Source organism: Paenibacillus selenitireducens, assembly GCF_002021565.1.
Taxonomy (GTDB): Bacteria; Bacillota; Bacilli; order Paenibacillales; family Paenibacillaceae; genus Paenibacillus_K; species Paenibacillus_K selenitireducens.
This window is the reverse complement of record NZ_MSZX01000001.1, coordinates 457,331-472,566: the sequence shown is the minus strand read 5'-3', so window position 1 is coordinate 472,566 and position 15,236 is coordinate 457,331. Positions and strand designations below refer to the sequence as shown.

Sequence of the window (15,236 nt, the reverse complement as noted above, 5' to 3'; positions counted from 1 at the left end):
CTTAGTTTTTGAAAATAAACCATACAATGGAGCGTTAACGAATGCCAACACTTCTGACGAATTTTTTCACGGGGCCGATTGGACAAGCCTTCTCGTCAACTTGCATCTTATACATTATGTTCATTATGATCCTACTGTCGATTCGGATGTACCGAGAACAAGGTAAACGAGCCTACTTATACCTCATTCTAGGCTTCATTCTCATTATGACATATCAAGGATTAAACATCCATTTCAGTATAAATGGACTGGAGAAAGCCCCGGTTATCCGCTATTTTCTAGAGTTTATTCGAACCTTAACCTTTATGATTTTTAACTTAGCAATCTACCAGCTGTATAATCGAAGCTCTCGCGGCACGATCATTTATTTTTGCTTCATGTTGATGGGCATCCTGCTCTTGCCTTCCATCCAGCTGCTCAGCAATCCGTTATTCTTAAGCGGTGAGCCCGGACAGACTTTCCACGGCGTATGGCCTCTTCAAGCCTACACGCTGGCATTATGCGTACTCTTCGCATGTACCTTGGGTCGTCGAATCCGGCAGCGATTAAAATATTACAGCAGTCTGGTGTTGTACGGTGCGATGGTCATGCTCAATCTGTTCGGTACTGAATTCGTACAACAACCCGCGATCTCCTTAACTATGGCGGAGAACCTTCTGCCTGTTTTCTATTATACGCTGCTCTATTTTATCCTGTTCGACCGAATTGTTGAATTATTACAATCCGTGTATCGCTCCTCGATTACCGATGGGCTTACGAGCTTGTATAACCGACGCTACTTCTACAAAGTTGCTTCCCATTATATCAAGGAAAGTCTCAAGGTTAGCGTTATTTTTTGCGATATCGACAACTTCAAGAAGCTGAATGACACCGAAGGCCATCATCGTGCAGACGGCGTGCTGAAGCAAGTAGCAAACCTGATGACAGAAGAGCTGGAGGGCATCGGCATTACCGGTCGTTATGGTGGTGAAGAGCTCGTAGCCCTTGTGGTGGACCGCAATGCGAAGGTCGAAGAGGTCGCCGAGACGATCCGCAAACGCGTTGCTTCTGAATCGATCGTAACGATCAGCGTTGGATACAGTACCTTGCGTAAAGGCGTTACAACAGAAGACTTAATTAAGCAAGCGGATCAGGCCATGTATCACTCGAAGACGACAGGTAAAAATAAAGTAACTGGATACACCGAATTACAAATCATTGAAGCCAGCACAAGCCGTGTAGGTCGAAAAAAGAATGTTGCGAAGTAATCGATGATGAATGAAATTGAGCCCTAACGGTCGATGATATTTAAAAATTATGCGAAGTAATCGATGAATGATAAAATTAAGTGCCTAACGATCGATGCGAATTCTCAAGTTCAGAAAATGGGCTTTTCAACATCATGAAAGTCGCGTTCACATTCTGAATGGCTTCGCGATCTTATTTTGATACAAGAACAACCTCGAAAAAGGAGTATTTACCCGTGAGAACACCTTATTTACCTCAAGCCTACATTCAACAAATAAACACGCTCCTCGCTGACAACGCGGAGCGTTTCTTGCGTTCCTATGAAGAACCTCGGACGCAAGGATTGCGAATCAATCCTTTGAAATCAACTGTAGATTCTTTGCTTACGGCGGAGTTAAAGACACGATTTCAGTTAGAGCCTGTGCCTTGGTGCGAGACGGGCTTCTACTATAACGAAGATCAGCGTCCAGGGAAACATCCCTATCACACAGCCGGTATGTACTATATCCAAGAGCCCTCTGCGATGTCAGCCGTTGAGTTGCTCGACCCGAAGCCCGGTGAAGTCATCTTGGACTTAGCAGGTGCGCCTGGCGGGAAATCGACACATATTGCTGGCAAAATGCAGGGTCAAGGCTTGCTTATCGCGAACGAAATCCACCCGCAGCGTGCGAAAATTCTAGCCGAAAATATAGAACGCATGGGCGTCACCAATGCGCTCGTGACGAACGCAACGCCGGATGAGCTTGCGGCGCGCTTCCCCGTCTACTTCGACCGGATCATGCTCGATGCCCCGTGTTCCGGCGAAGGCATGTTCCGCAAGGATCCCGATGCGGTTAGCGAATGGTCGGAGGATCACGTCATCATGTGCGCCACACGGCAATGGGACATCCTGGAGCAGGCCGTCACGATGTTGAAGCCGGGCGGCACGCTCGCTTACTCCACGTGTACTTTCAACACGTTGGAGAATGAGCAGACGATTGACCGGCTGCTCGCGGCTTTTCCGGAGTTCGCGCTGCTGCGAACGGAGCGGATTTGGCCTCACGAGCACCGCGGTGAGGGCCATTTTGTCGCCGTGCTGCGCAAAGCGCACGGCGATGGGGTGGACGCCCGCGCGGCGCTAGCCGCGGGCGAAGCGCCGCGCCCACGCGACCGCCGCAAGGCGGAGCGCGCGCAGCGCGGCAAGGGCCAGCCCGCCGCCAGCGTAGCGGCGGGCATGGACTTGTTCCTCGCGTGGGCACGCGAGGAACTGCCCGGCTTCACGCCGGGCAAGGGCGAAGCGCTTCTCTTCGGAGAATCGCTGTACGAGCTGCCGCAAGCGGGCGGCAGCTCCCTGACGGCCGCACAGCTCAGCGGCCTGCGAATCCCCCGTGCCGGGCTGCACCTCGGCACGATCCGCAAGAACCGCATCGAGCCCGCGCATGCGCTTGCGCTCGCCGTCAAACCCGAATGGGCGCGGCTCGTCTATGACTTCGCGCCCGAAGCGCCGGAGATCGCCGCGTATCTTCGCGGGGAGACTCTCCGCGTCTCCCCAGATGACAAGGGCTGGGCGCTCGTCACCGTCGATGGTCTGCCGCTAGGCTGGGGCAAGACAAGCGGCGGACAACTCAAGAACCACTATCCTAAAGGCTTGCGGCAGCCTTGATCAGTATTAGATAGCAAACACATCCATTCTAAATTGGAGTTCATGTTGTGTAGAGGGGCTATAAGCACATTCCAGCCCTATCCACGCCACGTAAATTGGATAAATCCAATATAGTGCACGAAATACAGCTTCTTTCACCTTCTATATTGGATTTCATGCAGTATAGAGGGGCCTCAAAGTACACTTCGGCCTTATTCACGCAATATATATTGGATTTCTCCAGTATAGAGTAAGAAATACAGCTTCTATCACCCTCTATATTGGATTCATGCAGTATAGAGGGGCTAAAAACTCATTTTGACCCTATTCACACAATAAATATTGGATTTTCATGCAGTATAAAGGGGCCGAAAAATTCATTTCGGCCCTATTCACGTATTGGATTTCTCCAATATAGAATACGAATAACGTGCCTAGACGCTAAAGTTAGTGCAATAATCCAATATACCTTGTGATTCATCCGATAACCCTTAGCACCTAGTACTTAGCTCTTAGCTCTTAGCTCTTATCACTTTGCACTTTGCACTTAGCTCTTAGCCCTTAGCTCTTTGCTCTTTGCTCTTTGCACTTTGCACTTAGCACTTAGCTCTTAGCTCTTTGCTCTTTGCTCTTTGCTCTTTGCACTTAGCACTTAGCTCTTAGCACTTTGCTCTTTGCTCTTTGCTCTTTACTCTTTGCACTTTGCACTTTGCACTTAGCACTTAGCTCTTAGCACTTTGCTCTTTGCTCTTTGCTCTTTACTCTTTACACTTTGCACTTAGCTCTTAGCACTTATTACTTACCACTTACCACCTACCACCTAACCCACATCACACCATCCCACTCTTCTCCAACAAACGCAAATAAAGCCCTGTCGATGCACAACTCTCATTGCATCGACAGGGCTCTCCTTTACCTTATTGGAGTTCGTTCTCAAATTGGATCTCATCAATCATTTCATTGCGGAACATCATGGTTAAATTCAAACTGTCATAATCGAGCACCTTATCCAACTCCCGCATGAGGAGCGTCGCCATTTCTGCACGATCCTGCGTCGAACCTGGAATTTCTAAATCGATAAAACCCGTAAGTTCAGAATTACTGATATCCACGGTTGCAACACCAACCGGCACCGCTCCCGTACGCTCATGGTATACCGCATAGCTGAGAACATCTACATCGTCACGAACCGCTTCCATGTAATATCCCCCTTGATAGGTCCCTTGCGTGCTCCCCGTGAGGGAAGGATCTACGAACAACTCCACATCTTTCGGTTCTGACAATACATCTTCATGCGTTAATTCAATCGTTTCCAAGGTGAGATCGCCCAATTTCATCTCAATCGTAATCGTATCCATCAACAGATTATCTAAATCTCCTACAAGCAATGCGGTAAGTCGATCTAACTCTTCTTCTGCAGGCAGCCGATCCCAGCGAACCTCACCTGTCACATCTGCCCCATATTGTTTCATGATCGATACAGCAACGAGCTCTTCCTCTACATCATACACATCGTATACAGACACATATCGACCTGCGCTAATTAAGTCAAGCCGTAAGGAATCGTCCGGTTCGATCTCATTCAGGTTCACAAGTTCATCATCATCTTCTTCATCTTCATCATCACTGAGTCCATCCCATGTATCTTCCTCTTCCACATCCTCTGGGAACCACTCATGTACATCTACTTGCTCTTCAATTTCTTCACTCGTAGATACAATCGTATCGAACGAGCTATACGAGACAAATACATCGCATTTGGATGCAGATAAAGCCCCTGTAAGCCCTTGAATGTACTGTGTTACAAATGCTATGACATCCGGCTTATCTTCAAGTGACAAGGAGTCTTGCTCCAATTGAACAGAACCGCTTACACGCTCACCTTCGCGATAGACGAGTGAGAGCGTTCCAACATATCGATGATTCAATACAATATCGTGAACTTCGCCACCAGCTGTTTTAAGATCAGGTCGAAGCATAAGATCCATCCTCTTTAACTCCCTTTTCGCTGAGATTAGTAACCATATTCACCTAGCATTCCCAAACGTTAACAATGTATGCGATCGCCCAATTGCATTGTCCATGGTTATACGTCCAATCTTATAAAAAGCGGCTACATACTATAGAATTATCCGAAGAGGTGATATCAACCCACCCCCGAATCATCCTTCGGTGAATCGCAAGCACAAAGGAGGAATTCATAAATGGGCGGTTTTGAAGGCTTCGGTACATCCACTGCATCCATTCTCGTTCTATTTATTTTGTTAGTTATTGTTTCTTGTGCTTTTATCTAAGTGGACTGATGAACAATAACCAGAACAAGCAAATAAAAAACCGCGCTCCTCATGGAGTGCGGTTCTTTCCTGACAGGCGCCAGAGGCATTCCTGCAAATTACAGACAATATTTCTCAAGTGCGAAATGAACGCCGCCCTCGTTATTGCTAGGCGCAACGTCATCCGCAGCCGCTTTTACTTCTATGGGTGAATTCTCCATGGCAATCCCAATTCCAGCAAATTGCAGCATCGTAATATCGTTATAGTAGTTGCCAAGCGCCATCACACGGCTAACATCGATGCCGCGACGATAGGCCAAGGTTTTTAGAGCGTTCCCTTTGGATGCTTCCGGGTTCATAATATCTATGAAATAATCCCCGCTGCGTATGATCGTTAGTTCGTGCGTCCAGGTTCCCCATGCCGCTTCCAGGACATCCATTTCTTCCTTCGTACCGGCAACGGTCATTTTTACGATTTCATTCAGAATCTCGCCCTCTTTCGGAAGAACGAGCGGTTCAATATAGAATTTCCCGTACATCTCGAGCACTTCTTCTGTAAGGATGCCAGCATCCTCTACATATAAATGAAAAGCCGTATTCAGGTCAAAATGATAGCCATGATCTCGGCAGTATTCTTTATAAGGAGCCAACTGAGCTGGATTGATCACGAATTGGTGAATGACTTCACGGCTTTGGGTATCGACCGTTACACTTCCATTATGCGTAATGACAGTCCCTTCAAGCTCCAACAATTCCATTAAAGGAATCGTGCTGCTTGGACTTCTGCCTGTACACAATACAATTTCAGCCCCCTGCTTTGCTACCGTTTGAATGGTTTTCTTGGTTTGAGGCAGCAGCGTATGATCATCGGTAAGCAGCGTACCATCCACATCTAACGCAATCATTTGAAAGCGATTCATAACAACACTCCTATCTATCCCGTATTCCTTTTTTTATCTATTTATCTTGCTTCAACCCGGCTAGCTCTTCATCGGTAAGCTCTCGATAATGCCCTTCTTGAAGGGAGTCGTCTAACGTTAAAGTTCCCATCGAAATCCGTTGCAGATGCATGACCTTTTTCCCTACGGCCTCGAACATGCGCTTCACCTGATGGAATTTCCCTTCCATGATCGTCAGTTGAATGCTTGAAATAACATCTTCACCACTGCGGTCCTGCTCCAGGATTTCTAAATGAGCGGGTTTGGTCTGATAACCGTCATCCAGCGTAACCCCTGCTTCAAATGCCGTCACATCCGAAGCTGTTACATCACCCAGTACACGGGCAAAATACGTTTTGGGAACATGCTTCCGCGGAGATAACAACTCATGCGATAACTTTCCATCATTGGTCAGCAGCAAAAGTCCCACCGTATCCTTATCCAACCGCCCTACAGGGAAGGGTTCAAAGACACGATCCTCTTCCTCAAGCAAATCAATCACCGTGCGATCATTACGATCCTCTGTCGCTGAGATGACGCCTGCCGGCTTATTCATCATAATGTAGATAAATTCCCGGTATTGTACCCGTTCTTCGCCAAGCATAATCCGATCTTCCTCCGGATGAACTTGTAATCCGCTATCTTTGACCACATGGTCGTTCACAGTAATGATTCCTTGCTTGGCCCACTTCTTGATTTCACTTCGCGTGCCCAGTCCCATATGGCTAAGCACTTTATCTAGACGCATCGTCTTCTTCATTGGATTATGTCCACCTCCATCCTGCTGGATATTCATTTTTAAGCATACCGTCGAGCCATTTCCCCCAACCAACCGAGTAACCGTCCACACATATTAATGCATAGCCTTTAGCGGGAACGGATTCATTCCCTCGTTGAACTCGATCTTCTGGCAAGGTCAATGTCTCACCACGTAAATAACGGATAATTTCATCGTCTGATGAAGATAAATGGATCCACCTTGTCACCTCTTCGGGACGCAAGGCTGTCGCTAACGGATGTGCAGGTTCGAATCGATTCTTCTTCAAGGTCCCGATGAAAAAACCAGGCCTTACAACCTTCAACCCATCTAGACGTTCACGCTCAACGGGTGACATATAGACATGTTGTCCATAACGAACCGCTTCACCGGACAATGCCGTTATCAAATGATCTTGCATAAATTGCTGTACGAGCTCCTGTTCATCTGAAGTAAGCTTTGTTTTCTGGTCCTGTGCAGAAGCTTTACTGCCGCGAACTTCTTTCTTCTTCCGTCCAGACGTATCCTCTAGTGATTCATCGCGGCTAGCTAGAGTTCCATCATGCTGTAGGACCGCTAGGAAATGTCCTTCTCCTTCTAGACGATGAGGCCACAATCTGCCTGTCCCGTTGACAGCTTGGATCGTCGTTTCTTCAAAAGATTTACCCGCTTCATCCGTAAGCGTCCGAATCCATTCGCCCTGACCTTTCGCAAATCCATGATCTTCACCAATCGGAACAATGTGAAATCTCGAATCCTGTTCCAGAAACTCTGCGATCATCGCCTCGTTCTCTTCCGGTGAGAACGTGCAGGTCGAATAAACAATGCGCCCCCCAGGTGCCAGTAAACGGGCTGCCGTACGCAGAATGTCCCGCTGCATAAGAACGCATTTCTCTACAGAATGCTTCGCCCACTGCTTGGCCATATCCTCATCTTTTCGGAACATTCCTTCTCCAGAACAAGGCGCATCAATTAATATTTTGTCAAAATAGTTCGCAAACGTTCGTGCAATCTCTTCGGGTACCGCATTTAAGACCACCGCATTACGCACACCATATAACTCAATATTTTTAGCAAGGGCTTTCGTCCGGTCAGGATGATTATCATTGGTCACCAACAAGCCTGTCCCTGCTAACTTGGCCGCAATCTGTGTGGATTTCCCACCAGGCGCCGCACACAAATCCAGCACGCGATCATCTTGTTGAATATCAAGCAATTCCACAGGCGCCATGGCGCTTGGTTCTTGAATATAATAAAGCCCTGCATGGTAATAGGGATGTTTTCCCGGGCGTGCTTCCTCATGGACATAGAATCCTTCTTGCGCCCATGGAATCTTACGTAACGAGAAGGGAGAAATATGTTCAAATGATTCCACAGCTATTTTTAACGTGTTCACACGAATCCCGTAAAAACGAGCTGCATCATACGATTGCATGAACCTTTCGTACTCTTCACCCAATAATCGTTCCATTTTTGCGACAAAATCTTGCGGCAGAGCATAACCCATTGTTAATCATCCTTACTGTATTAAAAATAAGAAAATCCCTTGCAAAAGAAAGAGATTCTACATCTTAGGATATCATTTTAGCTTCAGAGTTGAAACGCAAAATTTCTCTTTAAGCTTTCCTATTGACGATTTCAATCGAATTATTATAAACTAACGTTAATATCTAAGTAAAACCTTCATATTTAATGGTATTGATGGAAATTTTTCCAATACTATTACATCCTCGAGAGACATAAACTAGGTTATCCACCGCATTAATGATCCAAATCATACAACAAGAATTTGTAAACGCTGACATTGGTAATACGCATATAATCTAGGAGACCCTGTCATAAGCCGATTTTCTTGGTTACATCCCACACATCATCGTCAACATCAGATTGCCTTGAAACCCCTCACCATGAATTCACTTCATTTTTAGTTTTACACTTCATGAATCTTTCAAACCCTATGTTTTTATTTAGCATCCTCCTTCATGACTACATCAGATGAATAGCCAATAATAACGAATCAAAATGAATGTTAAATTAAGTAACGTTAATTGGATTTTTATATCCATTTTTCATGATATCCCGTCATCTATGGTAGTTAATTTTACATAAAATACTTATATTTTATTTACTTTTGTATAATTAACCCAAATTTTAAGTTGTATTTTTTAAATATGTTATATATTATTACATTAATTCATCTACATGAGTTGATTCCTACTCCTTTCGTAGATTATTTTTTTAAACGTAATTGACCAACGGTCTGCTGTGTAGTAAAGCTTTAGTGCGGCATAGTATATATCGTAAGACGATCAACCTCTCCTAAAGTAAGTTCAGAATTATGGCTTTATTTTAGATCTCATCGTTCAGCATATCTAACGATCATCTCGATATGGAGAATGCGGTTCAGAACTTCGAGTATCTAGTAAAATATAAAATCTCATAAAGGCAGGTGGTACATGAAGGATTTTCCAGACAAATTCGAGTAATGTTTCAAATGTCACACTGAATTGCAATGAATTACATCTATTTTAAGGGGGAATTGATTTGAGTAAAAAGTTATCAGGTATGATGGTGATTCTTTTGTTTATGATGACGATCCTAGCGGCGTGTTCCGGTGGTGACAAGGCAGCTGAACCCGTGAAGGAAAACCCGCCAGCGACAACTACGGATACCAATAAGGACAAACCTGCAGATCCAGCTCCTGCTCCTACTCCTGCTCCTGCAGATGATACGAAGAATGACGGACTCTTCCCAGCTTCTGACAAATCCCTTAACCCAGCACTAGCCAAAAATCGCAAAGATACACTAATTATAGGTATGACTGCACCAAAAGGAACATTCAGTCCATTGTTCTGGTCCACGGCTTATGATAAATATGTCGTTGAGACGGTATTCGACAGCTTCTTGGCAGTTCAAGGCGATGGTACATATGCTGAGAGCTTAGCTGAAAAGATCGATGTATCTGAAGACGGCCTCAAATATACATATCACTTGAAACCAGGTGTGAAATACAGTGATGGAACACCGGTAACGGTAAAAGACTACTTGTTCGCCTTAAAAGTTCTTCATGATCCTCAATATGACGGTGAATCTGATATTCTTGCTGACAAAATTAAAGGCGGCCAAGAATACCATGACGGTAAAGCGAAGGATATTTCCGGCGTGAAGATTATCGACGATAATACCGTTGAAGTCACAGTCACTGAAGTAAATGCACAAACGAAAGTCGACTTGGGCACCATTGAGTTGCTGCCTGAATCCTACTACGGTAAGAATTTTAAATTCGGCAACCTGGATTCAGTTAAAGCACTGAGTGATAAACCTATTGGCAGCGGAAAATATATCGTGAAGAAGTTCACCCCAGGACAAGAAGTTGTGATGGAAGCGAACCCGAATTACTTCAATGGCGCGCCCAAAATTAAAAACTTAATTTACAAAACAACAGCCGACGAAACTCGTCTCGCGATGTTGCAAACGGGTGAAGTCGATGTAGATATGGTATCCGTTAATGAAGATAGCGTTGAGGAATTGAAAGGCATGGGCTTCCTTGATGTCAATATCTTCCCGACCAATGGATACGGTTATATCGCATTTAACCACAAAGACAAAAAATTCCAAGATGTTAAAGTCCGTCAAGCCCTGACAATCGGTTTGAACCGTAAAGATATCGTAGCAGGCGTATATGGTAAGTTCGCTGATGTTATTAATATTCCAGAATCCAAGCAAGCATGGGCCTACACGAATGAAGGTATTGAACCCTATGAGTTTGATATAGAAAAAGCGAAACAACTTCTCGATGAAGCTGGTTGGAAAGTAGGGGCGGACGGCATCCGCGAGAAAGATGGAACAAAATTTAAAATCAACTTCTCTGCAACAGCAGATAATCCGGTTGTTGAATCCTTATTGCCTATCATGACAAAGAACTACAAAGAATTGGGAATCGATATTTCCGCCGAAACACTTGATTTTAACGCGATCAGTGAGAAGAGAAAAACGGGTAAATTCGAAAGTTTCTTCGCTGCCTGGGGATTAACACCTGATCCAGACAGTACGGTCTACATCACCAAGGGAGCACAAAACAACCTCGCTTATTCTAACAAAAAAGTGGATGAACTCATGCTTAAAGGTAAGAAAACACTTGATATTGAAGGTCGCAAGGAAGCTTACAAACAAGTATATCAAGAACTAAACAAGGATCTCCCAGTTATCTTCTTATACCAAAGAAGAGATATGTGGGCAATCAACTCGAGAATTACGGGATTTGATATTACACCATACAAAAACTTCACGTACAGCTTGACTCAAGTACAAATTACAGAATAACAGCATGACAACATATGCTCAGCTCAATCGAGCTGGGCATATCCACTATTATCCAGGAGGAATAATATGAAGCAGTACATAATCCGTAGACTGCTGCAACTGATCCCGACGATGATCGGTATCTCCATCATAGTATTTGCCATTTCCGCTCTGGTCCCAGGGGACTTCATCACGGCGAAGAACTCACCGACGATGACATTAGAAAAGGCAGAACAGTTGCGAGAGATATACGGTCTCGATAAACCTGTCGTGCAGCGTTATTTCACATGGATCGGTAATATGATCACGGGTAATATGGGTGATTCCTTACAGCATAAACAACCGGTTACGAAGGTTGTGAACAACTACGTCTGGAATTCATTTGTCATTGCTTTCTTCAGCTTGCTCTTAAGTTGGCTCATTGCTGTATTCGCAGGTGTCTTCTCAGCTAAATTTCAATACTCCCTATTCGATAAGTTAGTCACGTTATTTATCTTTCTGTGTATGTCCCTCCCGTCCTTCTTCATTGGACTACTTTTTATCTTAATATTCAGTATAAATATGGGCATCTTCCCGGTTGGAGGGATGACAACTGCTGGACTTGGTGCCGTAGGATGGGAACACATCAAAGACGTCGCTTACCATATGTTCCTGCCAACCGTTGTGTTAACGATGCTTAGTACGGGCAGCCTTACCCGTTATTTCCGTACGGGCATGCTGGAAGTTATTCGTCAGGATTATATTCGGACCGCTCGTGCGAAGGGTTTGAAAGAACGTACGGTTATTTTCAAGCATGCACTGCGCAATGCGCTCCTTCCCGCCATTACCCTGCTTGGATTTGAACTTCCCGCTTTGTTCAGCGGCGCGATCATTCTCGAGAAGGTATTTATTTGGCCGGGCGTCGGGCAAGTCTATCTGGAATCGATCAGCGTACGTGATTATCCATTTATGTTAGGCTTCACGATATTTTTAGCTGTGCTGACACTGCTCGGGAATCTGCTCTCCGATGTGCTGTATGGCGTTGCAGATCCAAGAATTCGCTTAAAGTAGGAGGAGATTCTGTTGTCCGTAGAAGTAGCATCCTTAGAAAAAAATACGAAAGTTTCTGTGAAGCAACCGGATTCTCCTTGGAGAGCGGCCTTACGCCGTTTTACCCGGAACCGCCTTGCTTTGATGGGACTTATTATTTTGATCTTCATGTTTTTAATTTGTTTTATTGGCCCCTTATTCTCACCATATGTATTAAATGACTATGATTTAGAAGTGAAGAATCTAGCGCCCAATGCAGCTCACTGGCTCGGCACCGATAAGCTTGGACGCGACATTCTGCTGCGGATGATGCTGGCAGGACGGATATCGCTTACCGTCGGTCTGATTGCTACAGGGATATCCGTTGTCATTGGTGCCACACTCGGTGCATTAGCTGGATACTATCGCAAAGGCGTAGATACATTCATTATGCGTACGGCCGATATTTTCATGTCTTTGCCTGGCCTACCGATCCTTATTATTCTAGGAGCCATCCTGTCCGATCTGAAAGTCGATGCCAGTGACCGGATTTATTTCTTAATGTTGATTATCGGTGTCTTAGGATGGACCGGATTAGCCCGGCTTGTCCGAGGCCAAATCCTTACCCTTCGTGAAATGGAGTTCATGCAAGCGACAGATGCGCTGGGACTCCGTGATCGACGCAAAATATTCCGTCATCTGATGCCGAATGTAATACCGATCATTATCGTCTCGGCGACGCTCGGCGTAGCAGGTGCCATCCTCTATGAATCAGCACTTAGTTATCTCGGTATCGGCGTGGTGCCCCCTATACCTTCATGGGGCAATATGATTTCTGCGGCCAATAACATGATCGATTTTCGCAAAAGACCTTGGTTGTGGATTCCACCAGGCCTTTGTATTCTGATTACCGTAACAGCCATTAACCTGATTGGCGACGGTCTTCGAGACGCATTAGACCCAAAAATGAAGAATAGATAATAATCGATAAACTTCAAAAGCAGATATGATGAGAATAAGCAGCGAAGCTGCCTTGAACAACGTCGGAGACCGCTCCGGAAACCGATATCTTCAAGATAGGAGATGCGATATGGCAAAAGATTTAGTAGAGTTCCGTAACTTAAAGACGCATTTTCGTACAACCGCCGGTACGGTAAAAGCTGTCGATGATGTCAGCTTTACGATACGCGAAGGGGAGACACTCTGTGTCGTCGGTGAATCCGGCTGTGGAAAGAGTGTAACGGCAATGTCGCTTATGCGGTTAATTGAGGCGCCTACAGGTAATATTGTCGGCGGTGAGATATGGTTCGGAGGGAAAGACATCCTTAAATTAAACAAAAAAGAAATGAGCCAGATTCGGGGAAATGACATCTCGATCATCTTCCAGGAACCCATGTCATCCCTCAACCCGGTACTGACCATTGGCGAACAAATTACAGAACCGCTGATCCTCCATTTACTGCTCAACCGCAAAGAAGCTCGCAAAAAGGCCATTGAGCTCATTAATCTCGTAGGCATACCTAGGGCGGAGGAGATCTTCCACGCCTACCCTCACGAGCTCAGCGGAGGCATGCGCCAGCGGATCATGATTGCCATTGCACTGAGCTGTAACCCGAAGCTATTAATAGCCGATGAGCCAACCACAGCCTTGGACGTCACCATCCAAGCTCAAATATTGGATTTAATGCGTGATATCAAGCAAAAAATTAACACCTCCATCATGCTTATAACCCATGATCTCGGTGTTGTCGCCGAGATGGCCGACTTCGTCGTTGTCATGTATGCAGGTAAAATCATTGAAGAAGCTCCGGTGCTGGAGCTATTCAAAGATCCACAACATCCGTATACCCAAGGCTTGCTAAAAGCCAAACCTATTATCAACCAGGAGCAGGAGCGGCTGTACTCCATCCCTGGACAGGTTCCTAACCCGATCGAATTGGAAGATAATTGTCATTTCCACGATCGATGCCAGTTCTGCATGGACATCTGCAAACAAAAGCAGCCTCCACTCCGAACACACGGAAATGCCAAACATAAAACAGCCTGCTGGTTGTATGAAGAGGAGGCGAAACGTCAATGAGTGAAGCCTTAGTTCAAGTTGAGAACCTAAAGAAATACTTTCCGATTACGGGCGGTGTCTTTCAACGTACGATAGGTAACGTCAAAGCTGTCGATGGCATATCGTTCCAGATCAACCGAGGTGAATCCTTCGGACTTGTAGGAGAGTCGGGATGCGGCAAGAGTACCATCGGGAGAACGCTGCTGCGGTTGAACGATAAGACCGATGGCAAAGTTCTATTTAACGGACGGGATATTCATGCATTGCCTAAGGAGAAAATGCGTGAACTGCGTCCTAAAATGCAAATCGTATTTCAGGATCCATTTAGTTCTCTAAACCCCCGGATTAAAGTGGGTGAAGCCATTGGCGAAGCCTTACTCGATCATAATCTTTGCGACCGCAAGCATCTGAAAGATCGAGTCATCGAGACGATGCAAATATGCGGTCTAGCCAGTTACCATTACGATCGCTTCCCGCACGAATTCTCTGGCGGTCAGCGTCAACGCATTGGAATTGCACGTGCCTTAATTATGAATCCGGAATTTATTGTGGCGGATGAGCCTGTATCCGCACTCGACGTCTCCATTCAAGCGCAAATCATTAACCTGCTAAGTGACTTGCAACGAGAAAAACAATTGACTTATTTATTTATTTCGCATGACCTTAGCGTGGTTGAACATCTATGCAACCGTGTCGGCGTGATGTACCTCGGTTCGATGGTAGAGATGGCCAGTAAAAAAGAACTGTTCAGCAACCCGCTTCACCCGTACACAAAAGCACTCATGTCAGCTATACCGATTCCTGACCCCACGATCAAACGCGATCGAGTTGTTCTCCAAGGAGACATTCCGAGTCCAGCGAATCCACCATCCGGCTGTAAATTTCATACACGCTGCCCTATCGCTTCTGAGCGTTGTAAGCAAGAAGCGCCTGCGTATCGAGATGTAGGCAATCAGCATTTTGTGGCTTGTCATTTCGCATAGATCAGATACAACAAAAAAAAGCTTTCCTACCGATGATCGGATGGAAAGCTTTTTCTTATTTGTCGCAT

General features: G+C 45.5%; 12 protein-coding genes. 8 read left to right on the top strand and 4 right to left on the bottom strand.

The window, feature by feature from the left end:
- The first annotated feature begins 41 nt into the window (after positions 1 to 41).
- Together BVG16_RS02150 and BVG16_RS02145 are read left to right on the top strand one after the other, a co-directional pair.
- Positions 42 to 1,247 (top strand): GGDEF domain-containing protein, encoded by a 1,206-nt coding sequence (locus BVG16_RS02150; protein ID WP_078496882.1) that lies wholly within the window; start codon positions 42 to 44, stop codon positions 1,245 to 1,247.
- 215 nt (positions 1,248 to 1,462) lie between these two features.
- On the top strand, positions 1,463 to 2,869 hold the full coding sequence (locus tag BVG16_RS02145; RefSeq protein ID WP_233146863.1) for an RsmB/NOP family class I SAM-dependent RNA methyltransferase: 1,407 nt from the start codon (positions 1,463 to 1,465) through the stop codon (positions 2,867 to 2,869).
- An 896-nt stretch (positions 2,870 to 3,765) separates the two neighbouring features.
- On the opposite strand, the gene BVG16_RS02140 is transcribed toward BVG16_RS02145, so the two are convergent.
- Positions 3,766 to 4,827, bottom strand: a complete 1,062-nt coding sequence (locus tag BVG16_RS02140) for a hypothetical protein (RefSeq protein WP_144027265.1) — start codon at positions 4,825 to 4,827, stop codon at positions 3,766 to 3,768.
- 225 nt (positions 4,828 to 5,052) lie between these two features.
- Between BVG16_RS02140 and BVG16_RS02135 the strand changes: the two genes are divergently transcribed.
- Positions 5,053 to 5,142 carry a YjcZ family sporulation protein gene (locus BVG16_RS02135; RefSeq protein WP_078496879.1) on the top strand — a complete coding sequence of 30 codons (90 nt, stop codon included), beginning with the start codon at positions 5,053 to 5,055 and terminating at the stop codon, positions 5,140 to 5,142.
- A 98-nt stretch (positions 5,143 to 5,240) separates the two neighbouring features.
- Here BVG16_RS02135 and BVG16_RS02130 read toward each other — a convergent pair whose 3' ends face one another.
- Genes BVG16_RS02130 through BVG16_RS02120 form a run of 3 tightly spaced genes read right to left on the bottom strand, consistent with a single transcriptional unit; the run spans position 5,241 to position 8,323 of the window.
- Positions 5,241 to 6,041 carry a Cof-type HAD-IIB family hydrolase gene (locus BVG16_RS02130; protein WP_078496878.1) on the bottom strand — a complete coding sequence of 267 codons (801 nt, stop codon included), beginning with the start codon at positions 6,039 to 6,041 and terminating at the stop codon, positions 5,241 to 5,243.
- A gap of 37 nt (positions 6,042 to 6,078) precedes the next feature.
- On the bottom strand, positions 6,079 to 6,819 hold the full coding sequence (locus tag BVG16_RS02125) for a pseudouridine synthase (protein ID WP_078496877.1): 741 nt from the start codon (positions 6,817 to 6,819) through the stop codon (positions 6,079 to 6,081).
- 4 nt (positions 6,820 to 6,823) lie between these two features.
- Positions 6,824 to 8,323 carry an RsmF rRNA methyltransferase first C-terminal domain-containing protein gene (locus BVG16_RS02120; RefSeq protein ID WP_078496876.1) on the bottom strand — a complete coding sequence of 500 codons (1,500 nt, stop codon included), beginning with the start codon at positions 8,321 to 8,323 and terminating at the stop codon, positions 6,824 to 6,826.
- 1,037 nt (positions 8,324 to 9,360) lie between these two features.
- Here BVG16_RS02120 and BVG16_RS02115 point away from each other — a divergent pair.
- From BVG16_RS02115 to BVG16_RS02095, 5 genes are all read left to right on the top strand, one after another.
- Positions 9,361 to 11,139: an ABC transporter substrate-binding protein gene (locus tag BVG16_RS02115; protein WP_408635277.1), complete on the top strand. Its 1,779-nt coding sequence runs from the start codon at positions 9,361 to 9,363 to the stop codon at positions 11,137 to 11,139.
- A gap of 66 nt (positions 11,140 to 11,205) precedes the next feature.
- A complete protein-coding gene (locus tag BVG16_RS02110) occupies positions 11,206 to 12,168 on the top strand; it encodes an ABC transporter permease (RefSeq protein WP_078496875.1) in 963 nt (320 codons plus the stop codon).
- Between the two features lie 12 nt (positions 12,169 to 12,180).
- Complete coding sequence (gene opp4C / locus BVG16_RS02105) at positions 12,181 to 13,107, top strand: oligopeptide ABC transporter permease (RefSeq protein ID WP_078496874.1); 927 nt, start codon at positions 12,181 to 12,183, stop codon at positions 13,105 to 13,107.
- A gap of 109 nt (positions 13,108 to 13,216) precedes the next feature.
- Positions 13,217 to 14,206, top strand: a complete 990-nt coding sequence (locus tag BVG16_RS02100; protein ID WP_078496873.1) for an ABC transporter ATP-binding protein — start codon at positions 13,217 to 13,219, stop codon at positions 14,204 to 14,206.
- Entirely contained in the window at positions 14,203 to 15,168 is a 966-nt protein-coding gene (locus BVG16_RS02095; RefSeq protein ID WP_078496872.1) for an ABC transporter ATP-binding protein, read from the top strand. Before BVG16_RS02100 ends, BVG16_RS02095 begins: the two co-directional genes overlap by 4 nt.
- Positions 15,169 to 15,236: the final 68 nt, after the last annotated feature.